General features: G+C 71.8%; 24 protein-coding genes and 1 tRNA gene. 16 read left to right on the plus strand and 9 right to left on the minus strand.

Going from position 1 to position 26,764, the window contains the following annotated elements:
* Positions 1–164: 164 nt before the first annotated feature.
* Positions 165–518, minus strand: coding sequence for a DUF805 domain-containing protein (locus tag ACIA5F_RS15625; RefSeq protein WP_399353083.1), 354 nt, complete (start codon positions 516–518; stop codon positions 165–167).
* Between the two features lie 274 nt (positions 519–792).
* Here ACIA5F_RS15625 and ACIA5F_RS15630 point away from each other — a divergent pair, with 274 nt between their 5' ends.
* From ACIA5F_RS15630 to ACIA5F_RS15670, 9 genes are all read left to right on the plus strand, one after another.
* A complete protein-coding gene (locus tag ACIA5F_RS15630; RefSeq protein WP_399353085.1) occupies positions 793–1,872 on the plus strand; it encodes an NAD-dependent epimerase/dehydratase family protein in 1,080 nt (359 codons plus the stop codon).
* 231 nt (positions 1,873–2,103) lie between these two features.
* Positions 2,104–2,982 carry a glycosyltransferase family 2 protein gene (locus ACIA5F_RS15635; protein ID WP_399353087.1) on the plus strand — a complete coding sequence of 293 codons (879 nt, stop codon included), beginning with the start codon at positions 2,104–2,106 and terminating at the stop codon, positions 2,980–2,982.
* The gene (locus ACIA5F_RS15640) at positions 2,979–3,641 is read left to right on the plus strand and encodes a DUF2064 domain-containing protein (RefSeq protein ID WP_399353089.1); all 663 of its coding nucleotides are present in this window, start codon (positions 2,979–2,981) and stop codon (positions 3,639–3,641) included. The genes ACIA5F_RS15635 and ACIA5F_RS15640 overlap by 4 nt, the downstream gene beginning before the upstream one ends.
* Positions 3,642–3,726: 85 nt before the next feature.
* Positions 3,727–4,995 carry a helix-turn-helix domain-containing protein gene (locus ACIA5F_RS15645; protein ID WP_399353091.1) on the plus strand — a complete coding sequence of 423 codons (1,269 nt, stop codon included), beginning with the start codon at positions 3,727–3,729 and terminating at the stop codon, positions 4,993–4,995.
* A gap of 88 nt (positions 4,996–5,083) precedes the next feature.
* Positions 5,084–5,497 (plus strand): DUF6415 family natural product biosynthesis protein, encoded by a 414-nt coding sequence (locus ACIA5F_RS15650; RefSeq protein WP_399353093.1) that lies wholly within the window; start codon positions 5,084–5,086, stop codon positions 5,495–5,497.
* Positions 5,490–5,702 (plus strand): hypothetical protein, encoded by a 213-nt coding sequence (locus ACIA5F_RS15655; protein ID WP_399353095.1) that lies wholly within the window; start codon positions 5,490–5,492, stop codon positions 5,700–5,702. The genes ACIA5F_RS15650 and ACIA5F_RS15655 overlap by 8 nt, the downstream gene beginning before the upstream one ends.
* Before the next feature lie 118 nt (positions 5,703–5,820).
* Positions 5,821–7,194: a glycosyltransferase 87 family protein gene (locus ACIA5F_RS15660; protein ID WP_399353097.1), complete on the plus strand. Its 1,374-nt coding sequence runs from the start codon at positions 5,821–5,823 to the stop codon at positions 7,192–7,194.
* A 267-nt stretch (positions 7,195–7,461) separates the two neighbouring features.
* Positions 7,462–7,986 (plus strand): ECF RNA polymerase sigma factor SigK, encoded by a 525-nt coding sequence (sigK, locus tag ACIA5F_RS15665; protein ID WP_399353382.1) that lies wholly within the window; start codon positions 7,462–7,464, stop codon positions 7,984–7,986.
* Complete coding sequence (locus ACIA5F_RS15670; protein ID WP_399353099.1) at positions 7,983–8,687, plus strand: anti-sigma factor domain-containing protein; 705 nt, start codon at positions 7,983–7,985, stop codon at positions 8,685–8,687. The genes sigK and ACIA5F_RS15670 overlap by 4 nt, the downstream gene beginning before the upstream one ends.
* Positions 8,688–8,839: 152 nt before the next feature.
* Here the strand turns inward: ACIA5F_RS15670 and corA are convergent, their stop codons facing one another.
* Positions 8,840–9,922: a magnesium/cobalt transporter CorA gene (corA, locus tag ACIA5F_RS15675; protein ID WP_399353384.1), complete on the minus strand. Its 1,083-nt coding sequence runs from the start codon at positions 9,920–9,922 to the stop codon at positions 8,840–8,842.
* Between the two features lie 67 nt (positions 9,923–9,989).
* Positions 9,990–10,907: a LysR family transcriptional regulator ArgP gene (locus ACIA5F_RS15680; protein ID WP_399353386.1), complete on the minus strand. Its 918-nt coding sequence runs from the start codon at positions 10,905–10,907 to the stop codon at positions 9,990–9,992.
* Between the two features lie 70 nt (positions 10,908–10,977).
* Between ACIA5F_RS15680 and ACIA5F_RS15685 the strand changes: the two genes are divergently transcribed.
* Together ACIA5F_RS15685 and ACIA5F_RS15690 are read left to right on the plus strand one after the other, a co-directional pair.
* The gene (locus ACIA5F_RS15685) at positions 10,978–11,598 is read left to right on the plus strand and encodes a LysE/ArgO family amino acid transporter (RefSeq protein WP_399353101.1); all 621 of its coding nucleotides are present in this window, start codon (positions 10,978–10,980) and stop codon (positions 11,596–11,598) included.
* A gap of 597 nt (positions 11,599–12,195) precedes the next feature.
* Positions 12,196–13,392, plus strand: coding sequence for a serine hydrolase domain-containing protein (locus ACIA5F_RS15690; protein WP_399353103.1), 1,197 nt, complete (start codon positions 12,196–12,198; stop codon positions 13,390–13,392).
* A 44-nt stretch (positions 13,393–13,436) separates the two neighbouring features.
* Here ACIA5F_RS15690 and ACIA5F_RS15695 read toward each other — a convergent pair whose 3' ends face one another.
* Positions 13,437–14,201: a rhomboid-like protein gene (locus ACIA5F_RS15695; protein WP_399353104.1), complete on the minus strand. Its 765-nt coding sequence runs from the start codon at positions 14,199–14,201 to the stop codon at positions 13,437–13,439.
* Between the two features lie 325 nt (positions 14,202–14,526).
* Here ACIA5F_RS15695 and ACIA5F_RS15700 point away from each other — a divergent pair, with 325 nt between their 5' ends.
* A complete protein-coding gene (locus ACIA5F_RS15700; protein WP_399353106.1) occupies positions 14,527–15,312 on the plus strand; it encodes a dienelactone hydrolase family protein in 786 nt (261 codons plus the stop codon).
* Positions 15,313–15,315: 3 nt separating this feature from the next.
* Here the strand turns inward: ACIA5F_RS15700 and ACIA5F_RS15705 are convergent, their stop codons facing one another.
* On the minus strand, positions 15,316–15,870 hold the full coding sequence (locus ACIA5F_RS15705; RefSeq protein ID WP_399353108.1) for an FABP family protein: 555 nt from the start codon (positions 15,868–15,870) through the stop codon (positions 15,316–15,318).
* Between the two features lie 234 nt (positions 15,871–16,104).
* Between ACIA5F_RS15705 and ACIA5F_RS15710 the strand changes: the two genes are divergently transcribed.
* A complete protein-coding gene (locus ACIA5F_RS15710; RefSeq protein WP_399353110.1) occupies positions 16,105–17,709 on the plus strand; it encodes an alkaline phosphatase D family protein in 1,605 nt (534 codons plus the stop codon).
* A 1,494-nt stretch (positions 17,710–19,203) separates the two neighbouring features.
* Here ACIA5F_RS15710 and ACIA5F_RS15715 read toward each other — a convergent pair.
* The 3 genes from ACIA5F_RS15715 to ACIA5F_RS15725 all read right to left on the minus strand — a co-directional run bounded on the left by ACIA5F_RS15715 (position 19,204) and on the right by ACIA5F_RS15725 (position 24,007).
* Entirely contained in the window at positions 19,204–20,211 is a 1,008-nt protein-coding gene (locus ACIA5F_RS15715) for a hypothetical protein (RefSeq protein ID WP_399353111.1), read from the minus strand.
* Between the two features lie 1,219 nt (positions 20,212–21,430).
* Complete coding sequence (locus ACIA5F_RS15720) at positions 21,431–22,468, minus strand: hypothetical protein (RefSeq protein WP_399353112.1); 1,038 nt, start codon at positions 22,466–22,468, stop codon at positions 21,431–21,433.
* A gap of 1,236 nt (positions 22,469–23,704) precedes the next feature.
* Positions 23,705–24,007 carry a hypothetical protein gene (locus ACIA5F_RS15725; protein WP_399353114.1) on the minus strand — a complete coding sequence of 101 codons (303 nt, stop codon included), beginning with the start codon at positions 24,005–24,007 and terminating at the stop codon, positions 23,705–23,707.
* A gap of 170 nt (positions 24,008–24,177) precedes the next feature.
* Here ACIA5F_RS15725 and ACIA5F_RS15730 point away from each other — a divergent pair, with 170 nt between their 5' ends.
* The gene (locus ACIA5F_RS15730; protein ID WP_399353116.1) at positions 24,178–24,432 is read left to right on the plus strand and encodes a hypothetical protein; all 255 of its coding nucleotides are present in this window, start codon (positions 24,178–24,180) and stop codon (positions 24,430–24,432) included.
* Between the two features lie 328 nt (positions 24,433–24,760).
* Here ACIA5F_RS15730 and ACIA5F_RS15735 read toward each other — a convergent pair.
* Positions 24,761–24,837: transfer RNA gene (locus ACIA5F_RS15735), tRNA-Pro, on the minus strand.
* A 167-nt stretch (positions 24,838–25,004) separates the two neighbouring features.
* Here ACIA5F_RS15735 and ACIA5F_RS15740 point away from each other — a divergent pair.
* Both ACIA5F_RS15740 and ACIA5F_RS15745 read left to right on the plus strand, forming a co-directional pair.
* Complete coding sequence (locus tag ACIA5F_RS15740; protein ID WP_399353118.1) at positions 25,005–25,706, plus strand: transketolase; 702 nt, start codon at positions 25,005–25,007, stop codon at positions 25,704–25,706.
* Positions 25,707–25,786: 80 nt separating this feature from the next.
* A complete protein-coding gene (locus tag ACIA5F_RS15745; protein ID WP_399353120.1) occupies positions 25,787–26,695 on the plus strand; it encodes a transketolase family protein in 909 nt (302 codons plus the stop codon).
* The last annotated feature ends 69 nt before the right edge of the window (positions 26,696–26,764 follow it).

The following is a 26,764-nucleotide window of genomic DNA, read 5'->3' on the forward strand; positions in this document are numbered from 1 at the left end:
GGGGGGGGGGGGGCCGGGGGGGGCCGGCGCGGCGCGGGGGGGGGGGGGGGGGGGGGGGGGGGGGGGCCGGCCCCCCCCCCCCCGCCCCGCGCCCCCGCCCCCCGCCGCCCCCCCCCCCCCCCCCCCGGCGCTCAGGCACGGAGGGAGCGTCCGGGTCGGACGGGTCAGACCTGGAGGGCCTTCGGGCTCGGGCCGTACTGGTTCTGCTCGCGGTTGCCCTCGATCGCCAGGAGGACGATCGCCCAGATCCAGCCGACGAGCGGGATCAGGCCGACGAGGATCCACCAGCCGGACTTGCCGGTGTCGTGGAGGCGGCGGACACCGACCGCCAGGTTCGGGACGAGGGTCGCGAGCACGTAGAGCAGGTAGAGCAGCGAGCCGGTGCCGAGCACCGAGTCGAGGATCGAGAGGACGATCAGGACGGCCGCGTTGAACAGGAAGAACATCCAGTACTCCTGGCGGCGGGCGCGCCCGGAGAAAACGGCGTACTTCTTCAGAACATCGGTGTAGTGGTGCATGTGCGTCCCCCCAGAGGACAGTTCTTCGGCCCGTTCCTGCTGGAGCGGGCCGGGGCAGAATTTATGCCCCCTTTATGGCTGGGTCAAGCCAGTTCCTGACGGCCGAAGCGCCTCCTTCCGGCAGCTTCCACGGCCAGAAAACACCGACCTCGCCCCCCGCCGGAACCCACCGCTCCCAGCCCGTCACCCGAGGTCACCGAAGGGAATGGACGGGGGTTCAGTGGTGGGGCGTGGGAGCCTCCCGGCGATGGAAGATATCCGTAATGTCCGCTCTATGCGTGTACTTGTCACCGGAGGAGCCGGATTCATCGGCTCACAGATCGTTACCGTACTGAGGCTCCGCGGCCATGACCCGGTCGTCCTCGACGCGCTGCTCCCGGCCGCGCACCCCGGCCCGCCCCACCCGGTGGACGCCGAGTTCGTCCGGGCCGACGTGCGCGACCCCGCGGCCGTGCGCGCGGCCCTGCGCGGGGTGGACGCCGTCTGCCACCAGGCCGCGATGGTCGGCCTCGGCAAGGACTTCGCCGACGCGCCGGAGTACGTCGGCTGCAACGACCTCGGCACGGCGGTGCTGCTGGCCGCGATGGCGCGGTCCGGGGTGCGCGCGCTGGTCCTGGCCGGCTCGATGGTCGTCTACGGGGAGGGCCGGTACGCGTGCCCGCGCCACGGCGTGGTCCGGCCGGGCCCGAGGCTCGCGGCGGACCTGACGGCGGGCCGGTTCGAACCGCGCTGCCCGGCGTGCGGGGCCGAACTGACGCCGGGCCTGGTCGACGAGGACGCCCCGGCGGACCCGCGCAACGTCTACGCGACGACCAAACTGGCCCAGGAACACCTGGCGGCGGCGTGGGCGCGGTGCGTGGACGGCCGGGCGGTGGCGCTGCGTTACCACAACGTGTACGGGCCGGGGATGCCGCGGGACACCCCGTACGCGGGGGTGGCCTCGTTCTTCCGCTCCGCGCTGGCCCGGGGCGAGGCCCCCCGGGTGTTCGAGGACGGGGGCCAGCGGCGGGACTTCGTCCACGTACGGGACGTCGCGGAGGCCAACGCGCTGGCCCTGGAGGCGCTGACCGCGCGGGCCCCGGCCGGGTTCCCGCCGGGCCGGTGCACCCCGTACAACACGGGCAGCGGGGACCCGCACACGGTCGGCGAGATGGCGGCGGCGCTCGCGGCGGCGCACGGCGGCCCGGACCCGGTGGTCACGGGCGAGTTCCGGCTCGGCGACGTCCGCCACATCACGGCGGACTCCGGCCGTCTCCGCGCCGAGCTGGGCTGGCGCCCCCGGATCTCCTTCACGGCGGGCATGACCGCGTTCGCCCGGGCCCCCCAGCGCACCTCGGCGGCCACCCCGGCCTGAGGGGGCCCCTGGCCGGGAGGCTCCACGGACGGGCGGAGGCTCCGGCCGGGCGGGGGCGGCCGTCCCACGGGGCGGGCGCATGCCGTCCCACGGGGCGGGCGGGGCCGGGCCCGTGGGACGGCCCGTGGGAGACCGGAAGGGGACGTCCGCGCAGGACCGGGAGGGGGGGACGTCCGCGTTTCGCGGGCGGCGGACGGCCTTCCGCCCGGCCCCGGTTCCTACGGTGAACCCGTGACCCCTGTGACCCCTGTGACCCCCGAGGTACCGGTACCCCCCACGGTCCCCGCCGCCCCCGTGACCGCAGACGTCGTCCTCCCCTGCCTGAACGAGGCCGAGGCCCTGCCCTGGGTCCTCGCCCGCGTCCCGGCCGGCTGGCGGGCCCTGGTCGTGGACAACGGTTCCACCGACGGCTCCGCCGGGATCGCCCGTTCCCTGGGCGCCACCGTGGTGACCGAGCCCCGGCGCGGTTTCGGCGCGGCCTGCCACGCCGGGCTGCTCGCCGCCGAGGCGGACATCGTCTGCTTCTGCGACTGCGACGCCTCGCTGGACCCGGGGCTGCTGGCCGCCTTCGCGGCGGCCGTCGCCGCCGGTGAGGCCGATCTCGTCCTCGGCCGCCGCAGACCCAGGGGCCTGCGCGGCTGGCCGCCGCACGCGCGGGCCGGGAACCTGGCCCTGGCCCGGCTGCTGCGCCGGCGGACCGGGCTGCCCCTGCGCGACCTGGGCCCGATGCGGGCCGCGCGCCGGACCGGGCTGCTGGGCCTGGAGCTGTCGGACCGGCGCTCGGGGTACCCGCTCCAGATGGTCGTACGGGCGGCGGACGCGGGCTGGCGGGTCCGGGAGGTGGACGTGCCGTACCTGCCGCGCGCGGGCAAGTCCAAGGTCACCGGCACCTGGCGGGGCACCTGGCAGGCGGTCCGCGACATGAGCCACGTCCTCGCCGAACCACCGCTCCCCCCGGGTGCCCCGGCCGGGGCGAGCGGGGCGAGCGGGGCGCCCGGCACTGCCACCAGCACCAGCACCAGCACCAGCACCGGCACCGGCACCGGCACCGGCACCGGTCCGGACGCCCCCGCGCGTCCCCCCGGCCCTCCCGCCGGGGGCGCCCGGTGACCACCCTGCTCGTCATCGCCAAGGCACCCGTGCCCGGCCGGGTCAAGACCCGGCTCACGCCGCCCTTCACCCCCGCCGAGGCGGCCTCGCTGGCCGAAGCCTGCCTCGCCGACACCCTGGCGGCCGTGGCCCTGGCCCCGGCCGCGCGGCGGGTGCTGGTCCTGGAGGGACGCCCCGGACCGTGGCTGCCGCCCGGCTTCGAGGTGGGCCCGCAGGGGGCCGGGACCCTGGACGAGCGGCTCGCGGCGGCCTTCGCGGGCTGCGCCGGGCCCGCGCTGCTGATCGGGATGGACACCCCGCAGGTCACGCCGGAGCTCCTGGCCGCCGCGACCGGCCCGGCGGGCTGGTCGGCGTACGACGCCTGGTTCGGCCCGGCGGTGGACGGCGGCTTCTGGGCGCTCGGCCTCGCCGTCCCCGACCCGGCGCTGCTGTACGGCGTCCCGATGTCCGTCCCGGAGACCGGAGCCGTCCAGTACGAACGGCTGCGCGCCGCCGGGCTGCGGATCGGCCGACTGCCGACGCTCCGCGACGTGGACACCGCCGAGGACGCCCACCTGGTGGCCGCCACCGCCCCGACCACCACCTTCGCCACCCGCCTGACCGCCTTGACCCGGCCCCCGACTCGTGCTCCGACCCCGGCGCCGACGGCGGACCGGTGACCCGGGGCGTACGTCTGGATCACGCACAAGTGGCCCTGCCCCCTACGCTGTTCGACGTCGAGCTGTGCAGAGAAGGGGCAAGGCCGTGTCATCAGATGCTTCCCCGACCCGTATGACAACCCCGTCCGACAACCCCGTCGCGTTCGGACAACGTGTCCAGATCTATCGCAACCGCCGAGGCATGACCCGCGAGCAACTGGCCGGGCTCCTCGGCCACCACACCTCGTGGGTCAAGAAAATCGAGACCGGCACGATGAGAATGCCGAGGCTGCCGGAGATCCTCCGCATCGCCGAAGTCCTCCATGTCCGCCGCCTGAACGACCTCGTGGGCGATGTCGGGGCCGAGCCGCACACGGACCTCTTCCTGGGGCCCGGACACGACCGGCTCCCCGCGGTCCGTGCGGCCCTGTCCTCGTTCCCGGCGCCCTCCTCCCGACAAGCTCCGTCCGTGGCCTACCTGCGGGCCGCCCTGGACGCCGCGTGGAGCGCACGGCACGGGGCACCGAACCATCGCGAGGTGATCGGCGGTCTGCTGCCGGGGCTGATCCGCGACGCCCGCCTCGCCGTCCGGGAGGCGGACACGACCGCGGCCCGGCGCTCGGCCCAGGCCATCCAGGCGGAGGTGTACTTCCTCGCCCAGTTCTTCGTCGCGTACCAGCCGGACCCCTCGCTGCTCTGGCGCGTGTCCGAGCGCGGAATGATCGCCGCGCAGGAGTCGGAGGACCCGCACGCCATCGGCGTCGCGGCATGGCTGGCCGCACAGGCGCACCGTGACTCCGGGCCCGGGCACTACGACGCGGCCGACACCGTCGTCATGGACGCGCTCCGCGTCCTGGAGCCGACCGTGTCCGGCGCTCCCCTGGACGTACAGGCCATCGTGGGAGCCCTCAAGTTCGAGGCCGGGTTCACCGCGGCCAAGCGCCGGGATTCCGGCACCGCCTGGGGGTGGTGGGACCGGGCGGACCGCGTGGCGCAGCGGCTTCCCGGTGGCTACTTCCACCGTGTCACCAGCTTCGGGCGGGCGGTGATGGGTGCCCATGGTGTGACCGTCGCCGTGGAGCTGCGGTCCGGGGGCGAGTCCGTGCGCCAGGCGAACCGGGCCGAGGCCGCGGCGATCCCCTCACGTCCCCGGCGGGCCCGGCACCGGATCGAACAGGCCCGCGCCTACTACCTGGACGGCAGGCACGAGACCGCGCTGACCACACTGGAACAGGCACACGCGGCCGCGCCGGAGACGATCCGCTACAACGGCTACGCCCGCTCCATCGTGCTGGAGGAGTCCACCTCCCGCACCCCCGGACGCCGACAGCGCGCCAGCCGGCTGGCTGTCGAGATCGGCCTGACGGCCGCCTGACCGAGGGGGCCCGGACCGGGCCCCTTCCCTCCCCGGACCGCCCCTACCGTCGTCCCACCACCCACTGACGACGGCAGGGAGCACCGCCATGGCATGTACGCGCGCTGAGCTGAACACCGGTACGGTCCTCGTGCTCAGGGCCCTCTCCCCCTACGCCGAGAAACCCGACGAACAGGGCGTCGCGGCGCTCACCGACGAGCTGCTGAGCCACGGTGAGCTCCTCCTCGGCCATGTCGCCCACCTCCAGGCCGCCGCCCCCGCACTCACCGACTGGCACACCCTCACCACCACCGGACCCCAGGACCACCCCGACGGGAACTGGAACCACACCCGGGCACTCGCCCGCACCCTGCGGACCCTCCACCGCATCCTCGGCATCGGCATCCCCGCACCCACCGACCACCACCCCGAACCACCCCGGAACCCCACCACCACCGGAACCGGGACCTCTGTCACCACCGGCACCGGCACACACGGGGCCCAGGGGCGGGCCGGTGCCTGAGCCGTTCGGGCACCTGCCCCACCCCCTCCCGCGCACCCGCGTCCGCGACCTCGCCTCCGGAGCCGAGGGCACCCTGACGGCCGTCGTCCACCAGAACCTCTCCGACGCACCCGCCCGACCGCACTGGACCGAACTCGCCTACGTACGGGCCCCCTCCGGGCTCGCATGGTCCACCGCCCTCGGCAACATCGAGCCCGCCGCGTGAAACGGGCCACGGGTACGGAAAGCCGTACGTCGTCGACCGCCCGACGCATCACGCACACCGGGTCCGGGCCCGGCCCGGTCACCCGCCCGCCGGGGCACCGCGCTGCCACGCTGACGCCATGACCCGCCCGCGCGTCCGCGCCGTCCTCACCCTGCTCCTGCTCGGCGCGCTGACCGCCGTCCTCGTGGCGGCCGTCCGTCCCCCCGGCCGCACCACCGGCGCGGCGGAACTCACGTGGTGGTACGCCGCCGCCTGGGGCCTCTTCGCCGCCGCCGCGTGGTCGCTGCGCGGGGTGCCGGGCCGGTACGTGGTGCCGCTCGTGGCGGCCGGGGCGGTCGCCGTCTGCGCGGCCGGGCTGGCCGGGCCGCCCCGGACGAGCACCGATTCCTTCCGCTACGCCTGGGACGGCCGGGTCCAGGCGGCCGGGATCTCCCCCTACGACCACGCCCCGGCGGACCCGGCGCTGCGCGCCCTGCGCGACGGCTGGCTCTTCCCGCCGGCCCCTGGTGGCTCCGGTACCTGCGGGCCGGACCGGGTCGCCGTCGCGCCGGGGCTCTGCACGCGGATCAACCGGCCCACCGTCCACACCCTCTACCCCCCGGCCGCGGAGGGCTACTTCGCCCTGGTCGACGTCCTGTCGCCGCCGGGGGTGCGCCACAAGGCCCTCCAGACCGGCGGGGCCCTGCTGTCGCTCGCCGTCACGGGGGCCCTGCTGCTGATCCTGCGGCGGCGGCGCGCGGAGCTCCGTACGGCCGTGTACTGGGCCTGGTGCCCGGCGGTGGCGGTGGAGGCGGTGAACAACGCGCACGTCGATGCCCTGGGCGTGCTGTTCTCCGTGGCCGCGCTGGGCGTCATCGTACGCCGCCGGGCCCTGGGCGGGGTGCTGTTCGGGCTGGCGATCGCGGCGAAGCTGCTGCCCGCGCTGCTGCTGCCGGGCGCGCTGGCGGGCGTCCGCAGATGGCGGGAGGCGGCGGCGGTGCTGCTGCCCGCCGCCGGGGTGGTGACGCTGGCGTACCTGCCGTACGTGCTCGTCTCCCGTTCCTCGGTCCTCGGCTACCTGGGCGGCTACGCCGAGGAGGAGGGGTACGACGATCCGGGCGCGGGCGGCCGGTACGCGCTGCTGCGGCTGGTGCTGCCGGACTCGTGGTCCGTCCCGGCCGTCGTGCTCGGCACGGTCGCGGTGGTGGCGTACGTGTGGCGGCGCGGCGACCCGGAGCGGCCGTGGAGCGCGGCCCTGCTGGTCACCGGGACCGTGTTCCTGCTGACGACTCCCGGGTACTCCTGGTACGCGCTGCTGCTGGTGGCCCTGGTGGCGCTGGACGGGCGCGCGGAGTGGCTGGGCGTCGCGGTCGCGGGCGCGGCGGCGTACGTCTCGGCGGACGCGCTGGGCGGGGCGACGGGCACGGTGGCGTACGGGCTGGCGGGCGCGCTGGTGGTGACCGGCTGGGCGGTGCGCAGGCGGGCGGGGGCCGGAAGTTCCTCCCCGGGGTGACCCATCCGGGAGGGCGCGGGCTCCGAAAGCAGAGAGAAGGCAGAGGGACCGGCCCCGATCCCCCTGCCCCGATCCCCTGCCCCGCCACCGCCGCCCGCCGCCCGTCACCCGTCACCCGCCGCCGCCGCCGCCCAACGCCGTACCGGAGGACCAGCCCATGACATGTACGCGCTTCCGACCACCGCACGGGCGGAGGAGGCCCGCGTGAGGCAGGCGGTGACCTTCGGCGCGCAGGAACGGCCCGGCGGCCCGGACCTCCCGGGGCTCATGGAGCGGATCGCCCGCGGCGACCAGGACTCCTTCGCCGCGCTCTACGACGTGGTGGCGGGCCCCGTCCTCGGCATCGTCGTCAAGGTCCTGCGGGACCGGGCGCAGTCCGAGGAGGTCGCGCAGGAGGTGCTGATCGAGGTCTGGCGCCAGGCCCCGCGCTACCGCGCCGACAAGGGCTCCGTCATGACCTGGGTGATGACCATCGCCCACCGCCGCGCGGTGGACCGGGTCCGTTCCGCCTCGGCGGCGACGGCGCGCGAGCAGGACAACGCGGTACGGGAGCACAGCCGCCCGTACGACGAGGTGAGCGAGCAGGTGGAGATCCGGCTGGAGGGCGAGCAGGTACGCCGCTGCGTGCGCGGGCTGACCGATCTCCAGCGCCAGGCCGTCACGCTCGCCTACTACGGCGGCCTCACCTACCGGGAGGTCGCCGAGACCCTGGACACCCCGCTGCCCACGGTCAAGACTCGCCTGCGCGACGGGCTGATCCGCCTGCGCGACTGCATGGGGGTGACCGTATGACCATCGACTCCGACCACCTGCACGCCCTGTCGGGCGCGTACGCCCTCGACGCCCTGGAGCCCGGTGAACGGGACGCCTTCGCCCACCACCTGCCCCGGTGCCCGGTGTGCGCGCAGGACGTGCGGGAGTTCTCGGCGACGGCGGCCCGGCTGGCCTCGGCGGTCGCGCTGGCGCCGCCGCCCGGGATGCGGACCGCGGTCCTGGGCCGGATCGACTCGGTGCGCCAGCTCACCCCGGCGCGCCGGACCATGGTCGCGCTGCGGCGGCGGGCGCTCCCGCTGGCCCTCGCCGCCTGCCTGGCCGGCGCCCTGGCGCTGGGCGGCGCCGCCCTCCGGGAACGCGACGAGGCCCGGCAGGCGGCCGTCGCCCTCCAGGAGCTGACGGCGGTGATGACCGCTCCGGACGCCCGTACGGTCGCGGGCCGGTCGGCGGGCGGCGCGGCGGCCTCGGTCGTCGTCTCCGCCCGCCAGGACCGGGCCGCCTTCCTCAGCTCCGGACTGCCCCCCGCGCCGGAGGGCAGGACCTACCAGCTGTGGTTCGCGGACGGCTCCGTGATGCGTCCGGCCGGGCTGGTCGGCGGCAACGGCGGCACGGTGCTGACGGGCGCCCTGGGCGGGGCCACGGCGGTCGGCCTGACCCTGGAACCGGCGGGCGGCTCGCCCCGGCCGACCAGCGCGCCGCTGGTGCTGCTGACCCTGTGAGCCGGCCCCGTGGACCGGCCCGGTGACCGGAAGGGGCGCGCCCCTTCCCGACCGCCCCGCCGGCCGGTGCGTTCAGGCTCCCGCGCACCGGCCGGCGGCCCCGCCCGGCCGCATGCCCTTCCTGTGCTTCCTCTACTGCTTCCTCTGCTTCCTCAGAGCCAGCCGTTGCGCCGGAAGCCCCGGTGGATGAGGAAGCAGGCGAGGGCCATGACCCCGAGGACGGCGGGGTACCCGTAGGTCCAGTGCAGTTCGGGCATGTGGTCGAAGTTCATGCCGTACACCCCGCAGACCATGGTGGGGACGGCGACGATCGCCGCCCATGCCGTGATCTTGCGCATGTCCTCGTTCTGGGCGACGGTCACCTGCGCCAGGTGGGCCTGGAGGATCGAGTCGAGCAGGGTGTCGTAGGCGGCGATCTGCTCGGTGGCCCGGGAGAGGTGGTCGGCCACGTCGCGGAAGTACGGGCGGATGTGGGGCGGGACGACCGGTATCGGCTGCGTGGCCAGTTGCTGGAGCGGGCGGCCCAGCGGCGCCACCGCCCGGCGGAGTTCGAGGAGTTCGCGCTTGAGCTGGTAGATCCGGCCCGCGTCGCCGCTGCCGCCGTGCTCGCTGAAGACGGCGGTCTCCACGGCGTCCACGTCGTTCTGGATGGCGTCCGTGACCGCGAGGTAGTCGTCGACCACCTGGTCGGCGACGGCGTGCAGAACGGCCGCGGGCCCCTTGGCCAGCTGCTCCGGGTCGGCCTCCAGCGCCTCGCGGACCGGGCCGAGGGTGCCCCGGCCGCCGTGCCGGATGGTGATGACGAAGTCGTCACCGGCGAAGGCCATCAGCTCGCCGGTCTCGACGACCTCGCTCGTCGCGGTCAGCTCCTCGTGCTCGACGTAGCGCACGGTCTTCAGGACGGCGAACAGGGTGTCCCCGTACGGCTCCACCTTGGGGCGCTGGTGGGCGTGGACGGCGTCCTCGACGGCGAGGGGGTGCAGGCCGAACAGGTCGGCCAGTCCGGCCAGTTCCTCCTGGGAGGGCTCGTGCAGGCCGATCCAGACGAAGCCGTGGCCCGCCTTGCGGACCTTCCGCAACGCCTCCTCGGCCTCCGCGCGGCCGTCCTGGCGTACGCCATCCTGGTAGACCACGCAGTTGACGACGGCGCTGCCCAGCGGGGAGCGGGCCGGATGGCTGAGGTCGACGGCCCGGCGGTAGCCGCGCCGCGCGGCCCGGCGCAGGTTCCTGAACATGGACACGACGTACTCCCCTTCGGCGGATCAGCGGCCAGTGTGCCACCGCTGCCGGGCCGCCCGCCCCTCACACCCCGCCGGGCGCGGGCCGGCGGAGCGACTCCCGGGCCACCTCGGCGACCACCTCGGCCACCGTCGACAGCACCGGCGACTCCAGCTTCCACTGCTGCCAGTACAGCGGTACGTCCATCGGCCGTCGCGGAGCCAGCAGCACCAGCGCTCCCGTCCGTACCAGTGGCCTCGCCTGTGACTCCGGCACCAGCCCCCACCCCAGCCCCGCGACCACCGCGTCGCAGAACCCTTCCGAGGTCGGCACCTGGTGGCGCACCGGGCTCGCGCCGTCCGCCGCGCCGTCCGTCAGCGCCCGCACGAAGGCGTCCTGGAGGTCGTCCCGCCGGTCGAACACGATCAGCGGCGCCTCCGGCAGTGCCCGCGCCAGGTCGCCCGTCAGATGCCGGGCCGCGAACCCGGGCGCGGCCACCGGCAGGTACCGCGCCAGCCCCAGCGGACGCACCGTGCACCCCGCCACCGGGTCCGGCGAGGAGGTCACCGCTGCCATCACCTGCCCCTCCCGCAACAGTTCTGTCGTGTGCGACTCGTCCTCGCGGTGCAGCTCGAAGCAGACGGGCGGGTCCTGCGGCACCCGGGTGAGCGCGGGCAGGAACCAGGTCGCCAGCGAGTCCGCGTTGACCGCGATCGGCAGCCGCGCCGGACCCGTCCCGGGCGCCATCCCCAGCTCGGCCCGCGCGTCCCGCTCCAGCCGGGCCAGCTGGCGGGCGAAGCGGATCACCACCTGCCCGGACCCGGTCGCCCGTACCGGCTTCGTGCGTATCAGCAGCACCCGTCCGGTCCGCTGCTCCAGCGCCTTGACCCGCTGGCTGACGGCGGACGGCGTCACGTGCAGGGCTGCCGCCGCGGCGTCGAAGGTGCCCTCGTCCACCACCGCCAGCAGGGTCCGCACCTGGTCCAAGGGGAGTTCGTCCATCACGAACGCTAAGGGTACGTAAAAATCTTTAGCTGTACTGAAGCCATGCCCCTTGCCTACGGTCGGGCTCATGACACACGGCATCACGGCGGCCCTCGCCGGTTTCGGAACCGGGCTCTCCCTCATCGTCGCCATCGGCGCGCAGAACGCCTTCGTCCTGCGCCAGGGCGCGCGCCGCCACGCCGTCCTCGCCGTGGTCGCCATCTGCGCCGTCTCCGACGCCCTCCTCATCGCCCTCGGCGTCGCGGGCGTCGGCGCCTTCGTCACCGCCTGGCCCGCCGCGCTCACCGTCGTCGCCCTGGCCGGGGGCGCCTTCCTGGTCTGCTACGGGCTCCTCGCCGCCCGCCGGGTCGTCCGGCCCGCGCCCGGGGCCGCCCTCACCGTGAGCGGCGCCGCCCCCGGCTCCGTGCGCCGGGCCGTGCTGACCTGCCTGGCGATGACCTGGCTCAACCCGCACGTCTACCTGGACACCGTCCTGCTCGTCGGCTCCCTCGCCGCCGACCGCGGCGACCTGCGCTGGGTCTTCGGCATCGGCGCCGTGCTGGCCAGCCTCACCTGGTTCGCCACCCTGGGCTACGGGGCGCGCCTCCTCAGCGGCCTGCTGGCGCGGCCCTCGGCCTGGCGGGTCCTGGACGGGCTCGTCGCGGCGACGATGATCACGATGGGCGGCCTCCTGCTGGCCCGCGCCTGACGCCCCGGCCTGCGTCCCTGGTCTGCGGCTCCGCGGTCTCGGGGCCCCGGCCGGGGTGAAGAACCGGGGTGAAGATCCGGCCGAAGAACGCGCGCCCCTCGGCCCCGGCCCCGGCAACGGACCCGGAGCTTCCCGCCGCGTCCCGTCGCTCCGCGTCCCCGGACGGGGGCGGCAAGTGCTCCTCCCCGGCGAGAGCGCGGGGGCTCCCCCGCGCGGACGTGCGGTACGGGAGCCATGCCGGGGGGCGGAAGCGAAGACTCCCCCTCCCGAACCTCATCGGCGCAGGTCAGGCCGGTCTCTACGGCAAACGGAGACGCTCGTTCCGGCCCCCGCTCCAGGCTGCGGCCCGGTCCGGCCGGGCCGTCTCGACGTCCCGGGAGCGGGGGCGGGAGCGGAAGGCGGGGGCGGCGCCCCACGGTCCGGACGGACACGGACGGCCCCGGACGGACACGGAGCGGCCGGTGACGGACCGTCTCCGAAGCTGGCTCGATCAGGCTCAACCCTTCCCGCCCGGTCAACTCCGCCGGACGCCCCGGGGTCCTTCCGCCCGACCGTGGCCGTTCCGGACCACGGCGGACTCCAGCAGTGAGGAAGACCATGCCCATCGCGACGAAGCGGACCTCCCGCGCCATCGGCCCCGTCCTGACGGCGGCGGTGATCTCGTCCCTGTCCCTGTCCCTGTTCGCGGCGCCCGCCTTCGCCGCGCCCGCCCCCGAGGGGAAGGCGTCGGAGGCGATGGCATCGGAGCGCACCCGGTACGCGGACACCCAGAAGGCCATGGACGACGTGGTGCGGGCCGGGATACCCGGCGCCCTCGCCTCGGTGAAGGACGGCCAGGGCACCTGGAGCGGCGACTCGGGCGTGGCCGACCTGCGCACCGGACGCGAGCGCGAGGCGCGGGACCACTTCCGGATCGGCTCGATCACCAAGACCTTCGTCTCCACCACCGTGCTGAAGCTGGAGGCGGAGGGGAAGCTCGGCCTGGACGACACGGTCGACAAGTGGCTGCCCGGCCTGGTCTCGGGCAACGGCCACGACGGGAGCAAGGTCACGATCCGCCAGCTCCTCAACCACACCAGCGGCATCTACAACTACACCCAGTCCGCCGAGTTCGACGAGACGCACGGCGGGGAGCGGTTCCTGAAGCACCGCTACGACGACTACACGCCCGAGCAGGTCATCGGCACGGCCATGCGCTACGCGCCGGCCTTCGCGCCCGGCACCGGATGGGGCTACTCCAACACCAACTACGCCCTCGCCGGACTCATCATCGAGAAGAGCACCGGCAACAGCTACGCGCAGGAGGTCGACCGCCGCATCCTGCGCCCGCTGGGGCTGCGCGACACGGAGGTGCCCGGCTCCAGGTCCGCCCTGCCCGGCCCTTCGGGTCGCGGCTACTCCAAGCTGCTGGGGCCGCAGGGCAGGACGTACGACGTCACGCGGCTGAACCCGTCGATGGCGGGGGCGGCCGGGGAGATCGTCTCCACCACCGGTGACCTGCACCGTTTCCTGCGCGCCCTGATCGCCGGTGAGCTGCTGCCCGCCGCGCAGCAGAAGGAGCTGACCACCACCGTGCCCACCGGGCAGCCGGGCATGCGGGCGGGCCTCGGGATCTTCAGCCAGACGCTTTCCTGTGGTGTGGAGGTGTGGGGCCACAACGGCGGCATCCACGGGTCCGTGTCCAACGCGTTCGCCACGAAGGACGGCGGCAAGTCCCTGACCATGAACCTCAACGGTGACTGGCTCAGCAGCGGCGACACCATCGTCGACGCGGGATTCTGCGGCAAGAAGTAACCCCGGCGGCGCGCCCGCACCGCCCTGCCGCCCGCACCGCGCGGTCAGCGGCGCGGGCGCGCCCGTCCCCGCGCCCCCGCCCGCGCCTGTGCCCGCCCTCGCACCCGTGCCCGTACCTGCCGGAGGGTGTCCGCCGGGTTCCACACCGGGCCCCGGCGGCGGGTGAGCGGGTAGCAGGCCAGGCCGATGAGGACGGAGGTGAAGTGCCCGAGGTCGGTGAAGGTGCGGCCGGTGACGAGCGGGGCTCCGTAGACGACGAGGACACCCGCGAGGTACCCGTACCGCCAGGGCGCGGCGATCCGGTAGGTGAGCACGGCCACGACACCCGCGAGCGCGTAACTGACGCCCACGTCCAGGGTGTTGACGGAGGACTGCGGCGCGAGGCCGTGCCGGATGCCCCACAGGAGGGCGCCCTCGCTGAGGAAGGTGGCCAGGACGTGCGCGGCGGCGGCGACCGCCAGCCAGCGGAGCGTCCCGAGCCAGCGTTCGGCCTGGGCGTGGAAGACGGTGTAGAGGACGGCGTACGGGAGCCAGCGCCCGCCGTCGATCCAGAAGGCGCTGGAGACCAGCACCCGGACGGGGTTCGTCGACAGTTCGTGGATGTTCGTCGAGCGCTGTCGCAGGAACTCCTCCTCGAACTCCGACGACATGTGGTGCATCAGGACCGTGGTGACCAGGAGCAGACCCAGCCAGAGGTAGGTGCCCGGCGCGCTGCGCACATAGGCGAGGACGTGGACCGTGCCGCGACGAAGAGCCGTGGCCACGGCTCTGGCCGGGCGGCTCGCGGTCACACGGGAGAAGGCGCTCATGACCTGAATTCACACATGCCCGGGGCCCCGTGGGCGTGAGCGACATCCCGCCCGCTCCCCCGACCGGCCCCGGGTCCGGCCCCGGTCCGGTTCCACTCCCGTTCCACTCCCGTTCCGGTCCGGTTCCGGTCCGGTTCCGGTTCGGGGCCCGCTCCCACCCGGTTGGCCCCGGACCGGCGAGGCGTCTTGCCGGGCGTGTCTCGCGGGGCGCCTTGCGGGCGACCTTCCCGCCCGGGAAGCTCTCCCCTGACCGGGCGTCGGACCCGGACCCGGACCCGAACCCGGCCCGGCTACCGGCCCCGGCCCCCGTACGGCGAGGAACCCCATGTACGACGCCCTCCTGGCAGAGACCGTCACCCTCACCGGCCACGGCGGTGACCGCGTCGAGGCGTACACGGCGCGCCCCCTGACGCCCGGCCCGCTCGGCGGAGTGGTGGTGATCCACCACATGCCGGGCTACGACCGCGCCACCCAGGAGATCGTGCGCAGGTTCGCCGCCGAGGGCTACGCGGCGATCTGCCCGAACCTCTACAGCCGGGAGGCCCCGGGCGCGGCCCCCGAGGAGGCCGCGGCCATCGCCCGCGCCCGGGGCGGTGTCCCCGACGAACGCCTCGTCGGGGACGTCGCGGGCGCCGTCCGCGCGCTGCGCGGGCTGACCTCCTCCAACCAGCGGGTCGCCACCGTCGGCTACTGCTCGGGCGGGCGGCAGTCCCTCCTCGCCGCGTGCCGGCTGGACCTCCAGGCCGCCGTCGACTGCTACGGCGCGTTCGCCGTCCGTCGCCCGCCCGAGGACTTCCCCCTCGCGGTCACCCCGGTCACGCCCCTGCTCGACGGCCTCTCCTGCCCGCTGCTCGGACTCTTCGGGGCGCAGGACCTCACCCCGTCACCGCAGGAGACGGCCGAGCTGGCGGCCGCCCTCACCGCCCGGGACAAGGCGTACGAGTTCCACACCCTCGACGGCGCCGGGCACGCCTTCTTCGCGGTGGACCGGCCGCACTACCGCGCCGAGCCCGCGCTGGAGGGCTGGCGGCTGCTGCTCGACTTCCTCGCGCGCCACATCGGCGCGGGGAGCGCGGGCGGCACGGGCAGCACGGACCGGCCGGCCGCGTGACGCTCACGCGCGCCGGAGCAGCCGCGCCGAAAGATGGTGCTGCAAGGGCCGGCCGACCGCCGCGAGGTCGTGGACGAAGTCGAGGGTGTCCTCGTCGGCCAGGGTGTAGCGGCGGCGGGTGGCGTCGACCACCTTGGCGGTGGGGGTGAGGGCCACCTCGTGGGTGGCGAGGTCGACGCCGCCGTCACCGGCCCGGCCGACCGCGATCTCCGCGATGCCGGTGGGCTGGGTGATCAGCGCTTCCACCCGCCCGTCGGGCTGCATCCGCCACCAGCCGCTCTCCCGGGCCGACGGCCGCAACGGACCCCCCTCCGCGTCGATCAGCCAGGCCCGCGCCTCGTAGCGGAGAAAGGGCCGCCCGTCATGGCTGAAGGTGACCTCCTGCGCGTACGCGAACTCCTCCTCCAGCGTCGGATACTCCCCACGCCCCCGGCCCACCCAGGTCCCCAGCAACCCGGCCACCGGCGCGAGCAACCCGTGCGGCACGGGCCCTTCACCCGCCCGCAGCCCATCGGGGTACGGGCACTCCCGTCCATGGTCACGATCACGATCGAACACGATGTGCACACTCCTGAGCTGGTAGGGGCCGGTGCCACGTGGCAGCCCAGTGTCCCGTACCTCCGGGGCCTCAGTCGGGGTGACCCGGCGACGGCCCCGGACGCGGTGTCCAGGGAGGGCACGGGGCGTGCCGGAAGCGGGTACTGGCGGTTGTTCACCCGGGGTTCGCACGGGCGCCGCGAGCGGACATTAGTCATGAACCCTGCAACCACGTCCCGGCATGGAGGCCCGTCGATGTCACCCAGATCCGCCAGCCCGTCCCCCGGTCGCCGTACCCTGCTGGGCGCCACCCTCGCCACCTCGGCCGCACTGGCGCTGCCCACCGCGCTCGCCCCGGCCCCCGCCCTGGCCCTGTCGGGCCGCCCGCGCGCCCGCTGGGGTGTGCAGAGCGGAGAGGTGACCAGTTCGTCCGGGCTGGTGTGGGTACGCTCCGACCGGCCCGCGCGCATGACCGTGGAGACCTCGGCGACAGAGTCCTTCCGACGGCCGCACTGCTGGCACGGACTCCTCATCGGGCGGGAGACGGACCTCACGGGGACGGTGGCGCTGCGTGGCCTGCCGCCGGGCGAGCAGATCCACTCCCGGGTGACGATCGCCGACCCGGACGATCCCCGCCGTACCGGAGAACCGGTCCACGGAACGTTCCGCACGGCCCCCGCCACACGTCGCCCAGGGGTCCGTTTCCTCTGGTCGGGGGATATCGCAGGCCAGGGCTGGGGCATCAATCCGGACATCGGCGGCTACCGCGCCTACGACGAGATGCTCCGGCTCGACCCGGACTTCTTCCTGTGCAGCGGCGACACCATCTACGCGGACGGAGTGATCGAGCCGAGCGTGACCCTGCCGGACGGGCGGATCTGGCGCAACGTGACCACGGAGGAGAAGTCCCGGGTCGCCCAGACTCTCGACGACTTCCGGGGCAACTTCCGCTACAACCTGCTGGACGACAACGTCCGGCGCTTCAACGCCCAGGTGCCCACGGTGGTGCAGTGGGACGACCACGAGGTGCGCAACAACTGGTATCCGGGCCAGATCCTCGACGATCCCCGCTACACGGAGAAGAACGTCGACGTCCTGGCCCGGCGGGCGATGCGCGCCTTCGGCGAGTACTTCCCCGTGCCGCCCCTGTCACCGTACGGCGGCTCCGCCCTCCCGGGGCGCGGGCGCGAGGGGCGGCTCCACCGGGTGGTGCGGCACGGACCGCTGCTCGATGTGTTCGTCCTGGACATGCGCTCATACCGGAACGCCAACTCCCCCGACAGGCAGGCCGACGACACCCAGGGAATCCTCGGCGCCGAGCAGCTCTCCTGGCCGAAGGGCGAACTGTCACGGTCACGCGCGGTGTGGAAGGTGATCACGGCGGACATACCGCTGGGGCTCGTCGTCCCGGACGGGTCGGCGGACATCGAGGCCGTGGCACAGGGCGACCCGGGGGCGCCGCTCGGGCGTGAGCTGCAGATCGCGGAGTTGCTGAGGTTCGTCAAGCACCGGCGGATCACCGGGACGCTCTGGCTCACCGCCGATGTGCATTACACCTCGGCGCAGCACTACACGCCGGAGCTGGCGGCGTTCAAGGACTTCGCGCCGTTCTGGGAGTTCGTCTCGGGCCCGCTGGCGGCGGGCGGCTTCCCGGCGAACGCGCTCGACCCCACTTTCGGGCCCGAGCAGGTCTTCGTACGGGCGCCGGAGCGGGCGAACGTGTCACCGATGGAGTCCCCGCAGTACTTCGGCGAGGTCGACATCGACGGCAGCACCGGTGAGTTGACGGTACGGCTGCGAGCGGAAGGCGGAACGATCCTGTACAGCAAGCTGCTCCAGCCGGGACGCGTGGGCCAGTAGGGCGACCAGATCCGAGACGTCAGCAGATCGTCCCCGTCGACGACACCGCGCTCCCGGGAGTGCCGGCACAAGGGCGAGTGGCCTTTGCCCTCGTACCGCGGATCGGCGTTCACGGCATACACCTGACATCGGCCAGGACACCCAGAGGAATCCCGCTACCACCGCTCCACCGGTCCTCGGTGGGCTGTTCGAATGGTTCAAGGTCCAGCTGACTGTCTGTAAGCATCCCCCGCCATACCGCGTGGGGCAGAGTGCGGGCATGTCCGTCGCGGTCGCGGCCGCCATCGAGAGTCCGCAGGTCGGGGACGCCGCGGGCCATGGCGAGGAGGAGCAGGTTGCGTTCCCTGTCGCGGTCGTCATAGGGCAGCCAGGCGGCCCTATGCACCCCCGCGGCGAGACCCAGTTCCTCACCGATACCGGGCGTCTTGCACGTCATGGACGTACTGGGGCCAGATACCCCCTTCCGATTCGGGCCTGGCCTGGATCGCCCAAGGCATGGGCGAGCACGATGAGTCTGCCCTACGGCTGGAGGGAAACGCTCTTGGTCTGCTACGTCGACGCCGCAGCGTGATGCTGGTCCATGAAAGGGGTGGGAACGCCCGAGGAGTCGAGCTCCTCGTACGGCGCATCGCAGAGTGAGGCGATGATCTCGTGTATCTGAGGCTCGCTGAGGCCCTGGAGAACACCGACGGTTTGGCTGACTGCGCCTGCCTGGGAGACGGTTCTCTGCCGACCCTGGCGAGTCTCGCACACATGCAAGGGAAGGCCGTGTGGACGGACAGCAAGGCGAGGTCGAGGCAATGGCGGGGTGCGCGACTGATACCGACTTCCGGAGGCGTTGTTTGCCGACCGTCAAGATCGGTCGGGTGATTGCGATATGACCGATTCCGATGACGGGACATGTGCCGTGAATCTGGCGAGGGTCGGGGAACGCGGTCCGGAGCCGTACGGATCGCTATCGGGAGCCGTGGACATGGACCAGGAGGGACGCGGCGAAGCCTGGCCGAGGGAAGGCGCCTCGCTCGCCCTCCGATGAACACTCTGTCAGGCGGCGACGCGCGCGTCTTCATCACAGACCTCACGGACCAGCCGCGCAGCGGATCGCGCCTTGACGAAGGCCGTTCAGACTGCCGTCACGACGCCGACGCCGGTCCGATCAAGAGCCAGCCAGTCGTCAGCTCCCAACGGTGGTGGCTTCGGGCGTGCCTGGAGGACGTGTAGGCGAGCGACCACGGCAACCTGGATAGTCCGGGCATGCCAACTCCGCTCGAATCATGATTGATTGGCCTCCAGCCATTACTGAAGGCCGACGAGGGCGAGATGCCGGCTGTCCTGCGTTCAGAGGCCGTCGCCAGTAGCGGCCTGGCGGGGCCTCCGAGGTGTCGGAACTGCTAATGGCCGCAGCGAGTAAGTCACCCGATTGCTGGTGGCAACTGCCGCCCTGTGGCCTTGACGCTGCCCCAACTCGGCCCCAAGGAGGCCCGCACGGATGGTTCAGGAGCGTACCTGAGCCGTGTTGGCGTTCTGGTCGGGCACCCGGGCCTGGCGTGCGGTGCGACCTGGTGACAAGGGCATCTTGTTTCCGTCCGGGTCGGCTGTTTCGTGCTGCACCTCGGTGGATCTGCTCGCCGAGCCAACGGGGCCGACTTCGGGCATACGCTCGTTGGGTCGGAAGTACGCCATCTCCCAGGCCTCGTCAGAGATCCATAGATTCCAGGTCTTGAGCAGCAGTCCCAGCTGAAGTGAGCTGACAGTGTTGCCGCGTCGAGGCCGGGCCGGATTCTGAAAGTAGCGGCGGACAACCCATCTGGGGTCGGCTGTGTCCAGGTGGGCTCCGGAGATCAGGCCCTGGAAGAAGGCGTCCGCCTGCGAGGTGCTCCCGCCATCCCGGTGGACCAGGTACGCGCATGCCAGTGACGCTGCGGGGGCGGAGTACACGCCGCTCTTCAGGGCGGTCATCAGTGGCAGGAAGTCCGGCAGGTCGAGGTACTCCGACTGGAAGAATCTTACGATCTCGGCATTGGTATAAATGACAGACCGCCATGCGGGCCAGGCAATCTTCTTGCGCTCGGCGTCGTAGAGTCGTAGCAGCCGGACGGTCGAAGAGATGTCCTTGCGGTGCCGCTCGACGCCCACCAGGGACAGCGCGGTGGCGGCGGAGCGCGCCTTGCCGCAGTCCATAGTGGTGGCTGTCTGGTGTGGCAGGTCCCGGGCGACAAGGAAGCTGCGGGGCGTCTTGCTGATGATTACCGCTTCGAGTCGGTGCTGTCCCTGGATTGCGGCTCCATGACTGCACAGAGACAGGACGTCGGGGTTGTAGTCATCCCAGCTACCGTTGCACATGTCACGAGCAAGCCGCCGGGCGTGAGAGGAATCCAGCTTGCGCGGGTTGCAACCGTGCAAGCGTGTCTTCTCAAGGATTTCGGCTGCCGCAGCAGGGGTCACGACCTCACGCACCGGCAAGGGAAGCGGTGCAGAGGAAGAAATGCTCTCGTCGTTCATGTCAGACTCCGATGGGATCCGAGGCAGGGGCGATTGGGTGGCGTTTTCCGTGGCGACGGTTCGTGTCTGCACAGTCAGGAGCGGGCTCACATCGCTGGATCTAGTTACCTTGGTTTGCGGGAAGTGAGCCCAGCGCGGTGGGTAATGCCCGCCTTTACCGACGTCTCGGCTTCCCTTTCTGGATCAAGAATGAGGCACGGTTGACGGCGAGGCGGGCGGCGCACCGTCAGCTCGGCAAGGACCGGTATCCAGTGGCCGGTGGTGTCAGTCCGTATTTTCATGGAGGAAGCCGAAGGTTCCACCGAATACGCAGGCTCCTGTGGCCAGCCCGGCCAGTGGATCGCCGCTGGCGGACGCCGTGATGTAGCCCACGCTGTTGGCAAGGGTGACCGCGGCGCACAACACGAGGAGGGTCCGCTGTTTGAACAATGAATTTTGCCGGGCTGCTCTGAGAGGGGCGCTCCCGGAAGGCTGCGGGTGCGAAGGGACACTGCAGAGCGGCGAAATTGCGTCCGGTTGAGGGACCGTATCATCGGGGATCCTGCGCCAGTGTGAAGCGGCGCCGGATCTGGGAGATTGACTCATGACCGTGTTTCTCCTTCTAGTCGATACACGGGAAGGTGGTGGGAGCCCTTCGAGAGAGGGCTCCCACCTCATATGATCAGTCACACCACCGCATATCAATGTCTGTGGCGCGAATCAATGTCGTGGCGTGACAACGTGAAACCGAGTGGCGCAACGAGGTGCCGCGGGAGTGACCATTCGCTCAATGATTCGGCGCTACGCCGGAGACGGACGGCCGCGGCTTGCCAGCAGCCCTGTCAGAAGACGTTCTGCTTGCGCCAGCGTGTTCTTGCCCGGTTCGATGAGCGTCGGGCTCCACCGACGTCCCGCCGTGCTCAGCATGGAGCGGCATCAACGCGAAATCACTCCTCGCTGCGCGGCCCGCTGCACCGGTAACGCCGTGACAGTGTCCGTCCCGGCCACTGGTCGCAGCGACACTCCGCAGTGGCCTCGCCGCAGGAGGCGACCAAGCATGTCGGCACCCTCGAGGCCGAGTCGAAGGCTCCTGACGCACGTCCACCTCGATGTCCAAGCCGGCAATTACGATCGAAGCTCGGCGGGGCATAGCGTTGCGTGTCGCCCGCCAAAGCCTTGGTGTCCAGCAGTACCTCTCGAACAGGTCGTGCAGGGCGATCCGTCAAACGCCATCGCCGTGTCAGGGATGTGCCATCCATACGGGGAAGCCCTCTTCCATGGGCAGGTGCATCATGCCCATCGTCTGTCCAGGAACGGCGGCTCGGTCTGCAGCTCGGCGGCGTGAAATGACGGGTCCGCCCTTGCTCGGATTCCTGAAGGCTTGCTGCACTTGTGCAGGACATGGCGCGTCGGCATTGACGATGTCGGGCATAGGTTGTGTCGCGCGAAAGTTGGCGATCTCCCAGGTCTGACCGGTGGCCCAGAGGTTCCACGTCTTCAGGAGCAGTCCCAGGTGGAGGGCGCTGGTGATGTTGCCGCGTCGTGGCCGGTCCGGATTCTGAAAGTAGCGGCGGACAACCCATCTGGGGTCGGCTGTGTCCAGGTGGGCTCCGGAGATCAGGCCCTGGAAGAAGGCGTCCGCCTGCGAGGTGCTCCCGCCATCCCGGTGGACCAGGTACGCGCATGCCAGTGACGCTGCGGGGGAGGAGTGCGCACCCCGCTTCAGGGCGGTCATCAGCGGCAGGAAGTCCGGCAGGTCGCAATACTTGGACTGGAAGAACCGTACGATCTCGGCATTGGTATAGACGACCGACCGCCATGCGGGCCAGGCAACCTTCTTGCGTTCGACGTCATAGTTCTGCAGCAGCCGGATGGTCGAAGAGATGTCCTTGCGGTGCCGCTCGACGCCCACCAGGGACAGCGCGGTGGCGGCGGAGCGCGCCTTGCCGCAGTCCATAGTGGTGGCTGTCTGGTGTGGCAGGTCCCGGGCGACAAGGAAGCTGCGGGGCGTCTTGCTGATGATTACCGCTTCGAGTCGGTGCTGTCCCTGGATTGCGGCTCCATGACTGCACAGAGACAGGACGTCGGGGTTGTAGTCATCCCAGCTACCGTTGCACATGTCACGAGCAAGCCGCCGGGCGTGAGAGGAATCCAGCTTGCGCGGGTTGCAACCGTGCAAGCGTGTCTTCTCAAGGATTTCGGCTGCCGCAGCAGGGGTCACGACCTCACGTACGAGATCAGGCAGCGTTACGGTAGCGGGCGCGGCATCTTCGGTCACGGTCAACTCCGGTTACGTACTGAATGAAAGGCGAGCCGGAGTGGTTCACCGTGCCGACTTGTCCGAGCGGCCGGACGACCGTTCTCCGAATTGGCGTCACTTGGCACGGTGGCCTGAAGCGCGGGCAGCGACGCGGCGGCGATTTATCACATCGGGCAGCTTCATCGCCCGCAAATGCCTAGGTCATCGAGCATACGAGACGTTGTGGCAATAGTGACGGATGGCTCACTGCCAGTTGGTGATGACACGCATCGCAGCGGCAGGTAACCGTCCACGTGCCGAAGGAGTATCGCGAGTGCGGTCTTGGACGGATCGAGGAGCCCGTCACGCCACCGGCCGCTGGATCCGATTCCAGGACGGCTTCCGTCGGCCCGCGTTCGACCAGGAGGGGCGCCAGAGGCGGACAACGTGCCGGAACCGTAGTGCAACGCGACGACGGCGGAGGTCGTAGCGCACTCGGGTGCGCTGTTTCGCGGCTCTGCCAGAACTGGTGCACCACGCTGTCGACCGGACCAGGGACTACACGGGCAGTCTCTTGAGCGACCTGCTCCAGAACCTCTCCGGGATCGTCCAGAACGCGGAGGCTCTGGGCGCCACCGACGTACGCGTCCTCGACGGGGAGATGGACTCTCCGGTGCCCACAGCGGCGCAGGCACGGCTGAGGAACGGGATAGCCCTGGCCTTGCCGTGGCAGTCGAGCAAGGCTGACCAGGCTGAGCTGACAGGACGGTTCGGGATCAGAGGCAGGAAACTGCACTCGCCCCGCCCATCTGAAGGAGCACAAAAGCCGCTACCAGGTGCGTATCGAAGACCCGTACTCTCCGTCGCCGAGGCGATTGCCGTGCCGGGATGGTTCGCTGAGGACGCCTGGGCAGTGCTCCGCATCCCCCTGGAACCGGGATGTTTCGATGCGGGGAAGGTGGACACGTGGCTCGACTCCTGTCCGGCACGCTGCTTGTCCTCGATTGGGCAGCTGATGTCACCCACCTGGGCGTGCAGAGCGACGTCCGGCATCAGCCCGCTTAGCCCTGGGGAGCCCGAGCCCGCCTTCAAGTCCGGGATCAGCCGAAGTCGAGCCCCATTTCGCAGGTGCCGCCGGAACCTTGTGGCTGGTGCGCCGCACCACTGGCCGAACTGTCCGGTGGCGGCGGGACCCAGAAGGCCGCTGGATCTACCACTACCCGCTAGTACTCCAGTGTGACTTCGCAGTTCCACGTCACGTGGCGCGTGTGGTGGCTACTGGGCGGTGGACTGTCCGATCGCACGGAGGACATCGGCGAGCCAGACCAGGTGGTGGCCCATGGCCCGGTTCGGGTCGGCGAGGAGGTCCTCAAGGTGCTGCCACGACTCGGAGAGCTGCCCGATTGTGATCGTTCTCGGTTCGTTGGGGACGTCGTAAAGTTCGTTGCCTGGAACAGACCAGAAGTAGTCGTGTTCGAGCGCCACTGTGCTGCCGGCCGACGCTTCGATGCGTTGCAGTGCCAGCTCGAAAGCGTGCCGAAGCTGATCAAGCGGGATCTGCAGAGGTTCGCTGCCCATGTGCCCATTTTGTCGATCAAGGGTAGTCGGACCGAACCAAGGAGTGCGGCACGGCCCAGGACCCGGCCTGGAGCGAGAGCGGCCACCGCGTGATCATCGGGGTTGTGCGGACTCCTGAAGAGCATGTGGTGGCCGCGAGTCATAATGTAGAGCCTGTCCGGTGGCGGGCGTTGTTCGACCAGGCCATGGCCCGGATCGCGGGCCGGTTCCAGCGGGTGGAACCGCGGGCGACCGCCCGCGCGTACCTGCTCAGGCTGCTGTCCGGCGTCGAACGTAAGAACTGCTGGCGGCTGGCCGGACAGGCTGGTCACGCACGTCCCGAACCGATGCAGCAACTGCTGCGAACTGCCCGCCGGGACGCTGGTTCCGTGACGAAGTCCGCGCTTATGCCGTGGATCACCTCGGCGGCGCTGGTGGGGTGCTGATCGTCGATGAGACCGGCTTCTTGAAGAAAGGCCGGTCCTCGGCAGGCGTGCAGACGCCGGGGTCCCCGCCCACGTCCCCCGCAAGATCGCCGGACACGGCTCCCTGCTCACCACCCAGCGTTACCTCCACCCCGACATGTCCCAAATCACCAACGCAGGGACAGCCCTCACCGCCCATCTCAACCCCGTCCGCGCACCCCTCAGCCTGGCCGTCCAGCCCACCCCCGGAAGGCGTCGCTGGACCGTGTGGTCCCCAACTGGTCCCCAAGACATACGGAAAGGCGGTACCGGATTTCTCCGGTACCGCCTGCGACCCGCGATAAAACGCTGGTCGGGACGACAGGATTTGAACCTGCGACCCCTTGACCCCCAGTCAAGTGCGCTACCAAGCTGCGCCACGTCCCGATGCCCGTTGACCTGGGGTTTTCCCGGGTTGAACGTGCAGGAGAACGATACCGCACTTCGGAGGGTGTTCGCGCGCGCCTTTTCCGTACGCGTCCACCGCAGGCCCGTACTCGTGCCCAGTTCCGGGTGCTTGACCTCAACCGGACTTGAGGTTGCACGGTTGGTGCATGACGCAAGTAACCGCGGACACCGGGTTCCGCTACGAGGATCTGAGCCGGCTCATCGCGCTCATGAGCGGGGCCGAGAAGCACGCCCCGGCCGCCCACTCCACGCTCGACGTGCTGTGGGTGCTCTACGACCGGGTGCTGCGGGTGGACCCCGGGACCGCCGAGGACGTGGAGCGGGACCGGTTCCTGCTGTCCAAGGGGCACGGGCCGATGGCGTACTACGCCGTCCTGGCCGCCAAGGGGTTCTTCCCCGTCGGCTGGCTGAACGGCTTCGGCACGTACGGCTCGCCCCTCGGCCACCACCCGGACCGTGTCCTGGTCCCCGGCGTGGAGATCGGCAGCGGCTCGCTCGGGCACGGGCTGCCCCTCGCCGTCGGCAGCGCGCTCGGGCTGCGGGCGCAGGGGCTGGACGAGCCCGCCGTGTGGGTGCTGATCGGGGACGCCGAGCTCGACGAGGGCAGCAACCACGAGGCACTGGCCTACGCGGGTCCGGCCGGGCTGGAGAACCTGCACACGGTGGTGATCGACAACGACTCCGCGACCCACGGCTGGCCGGGCGGGATCGCCTCCCGGTTCGAGGCGGCCGGCTGGTCGGCGGTCACCGTGGACGGCCGGGACCACGCCGCGCTGCACGCCGCTTTCACCGCACCCCACCCGGGCCGGCCCCATGTCGTCGTCGCCCGCGTCGAGAAGAAGCAGTAGCGGTAGCGGTAGCGGTAGCCGTAGCGGGACAGCAGAGAAGTCAAGAGAAGCAAGAGAAGCAGCAAAGGGGCAGGAAGATCATGGACACCATGCGGGAACGCTTCGTCTCGGTGACGTCACGCGCGCTCGACGAGGACCCGCGGCTGGCCCTCGTACTCGCGGAGATCAGCATGGACGGGTTCCGGCCCGCCCGGCAGCGCCACCCGGAGCGGGTGATCAACGTCGGAATCCGCGAACAGCTCCTGGTCGGTGTGGGTGGCGGGCTGGCCCTGACCGGGCTGCGGCCGGTCGTCCACACCTTCGCCAGCTTCCTCGTGGAGCGGCCGTTCGAGCAGGTCAAGCTGGACTTCGGGCACCAGGGGACGGGCGGTGTCCTCGTCAGCGCGAGCGCCAGCTACGACTGGCCGGCGGGCGGGTTCACCCACATGTCGCCGGGCGACGTGGCCCTGCTGGACACCCTCGACGGCTGGACGGTCCACGTCCCGGGCCACCCGGACGAGGCGGAGGCCCTGCTCCGGCACGCCTACGCGGCCGGGGACGACAAGGTGTACGTCAGGCTCTCCGAGCAGTCGAACACCGCGTCCCGCCCGGTGACGGACCTGCGGTTGCGGACCGTACGGGAGGGACGCGCGGGCGTGGTGGTGGCCGTCGGCCCCCTGCTGGACAACGTCCTCGCCGGGACCGAGGGCCTGGACGTCACGGTGTTGTACGCCTCCACCGTGCGCCCCTTCGACGACGCGGTGCTCCGCGAGGCGGTCGGCCGGGGCCCGGCCGACGTGGTCCTCGTCGAGCCGTACCTCGCCGGTACCTCCACCACGGCGGCGAACGACGCGCTGGCCGCCGTACCGCACCGCGTGCTGGGCCTGGGCGTCGGCCGCGCCGAGTTGCGCCGTTACGGCACGATCGGGGAGCACACCGCGGCCCACGGGCTGGACCCCGCCTCGCTGCGCCGGCGGATCACCGCCTTCCTGGACCCCGCCGCGGGCTGAGCCGGCCGGGCTCAGGAGCCGAGCGTCCGGCCGACCGCGTCCGGCCCACCGACCACGTTCGGCAGGTCT

The organism is Streptomyces sp. NPDC051567, assembly GCF_044454165.1.
Classification (GTDB): domain Bacteria; phylum Actinomycetota; class Actinomycetes; order Streptomycetales; family Streptomycetaceae; genus Streptomyces.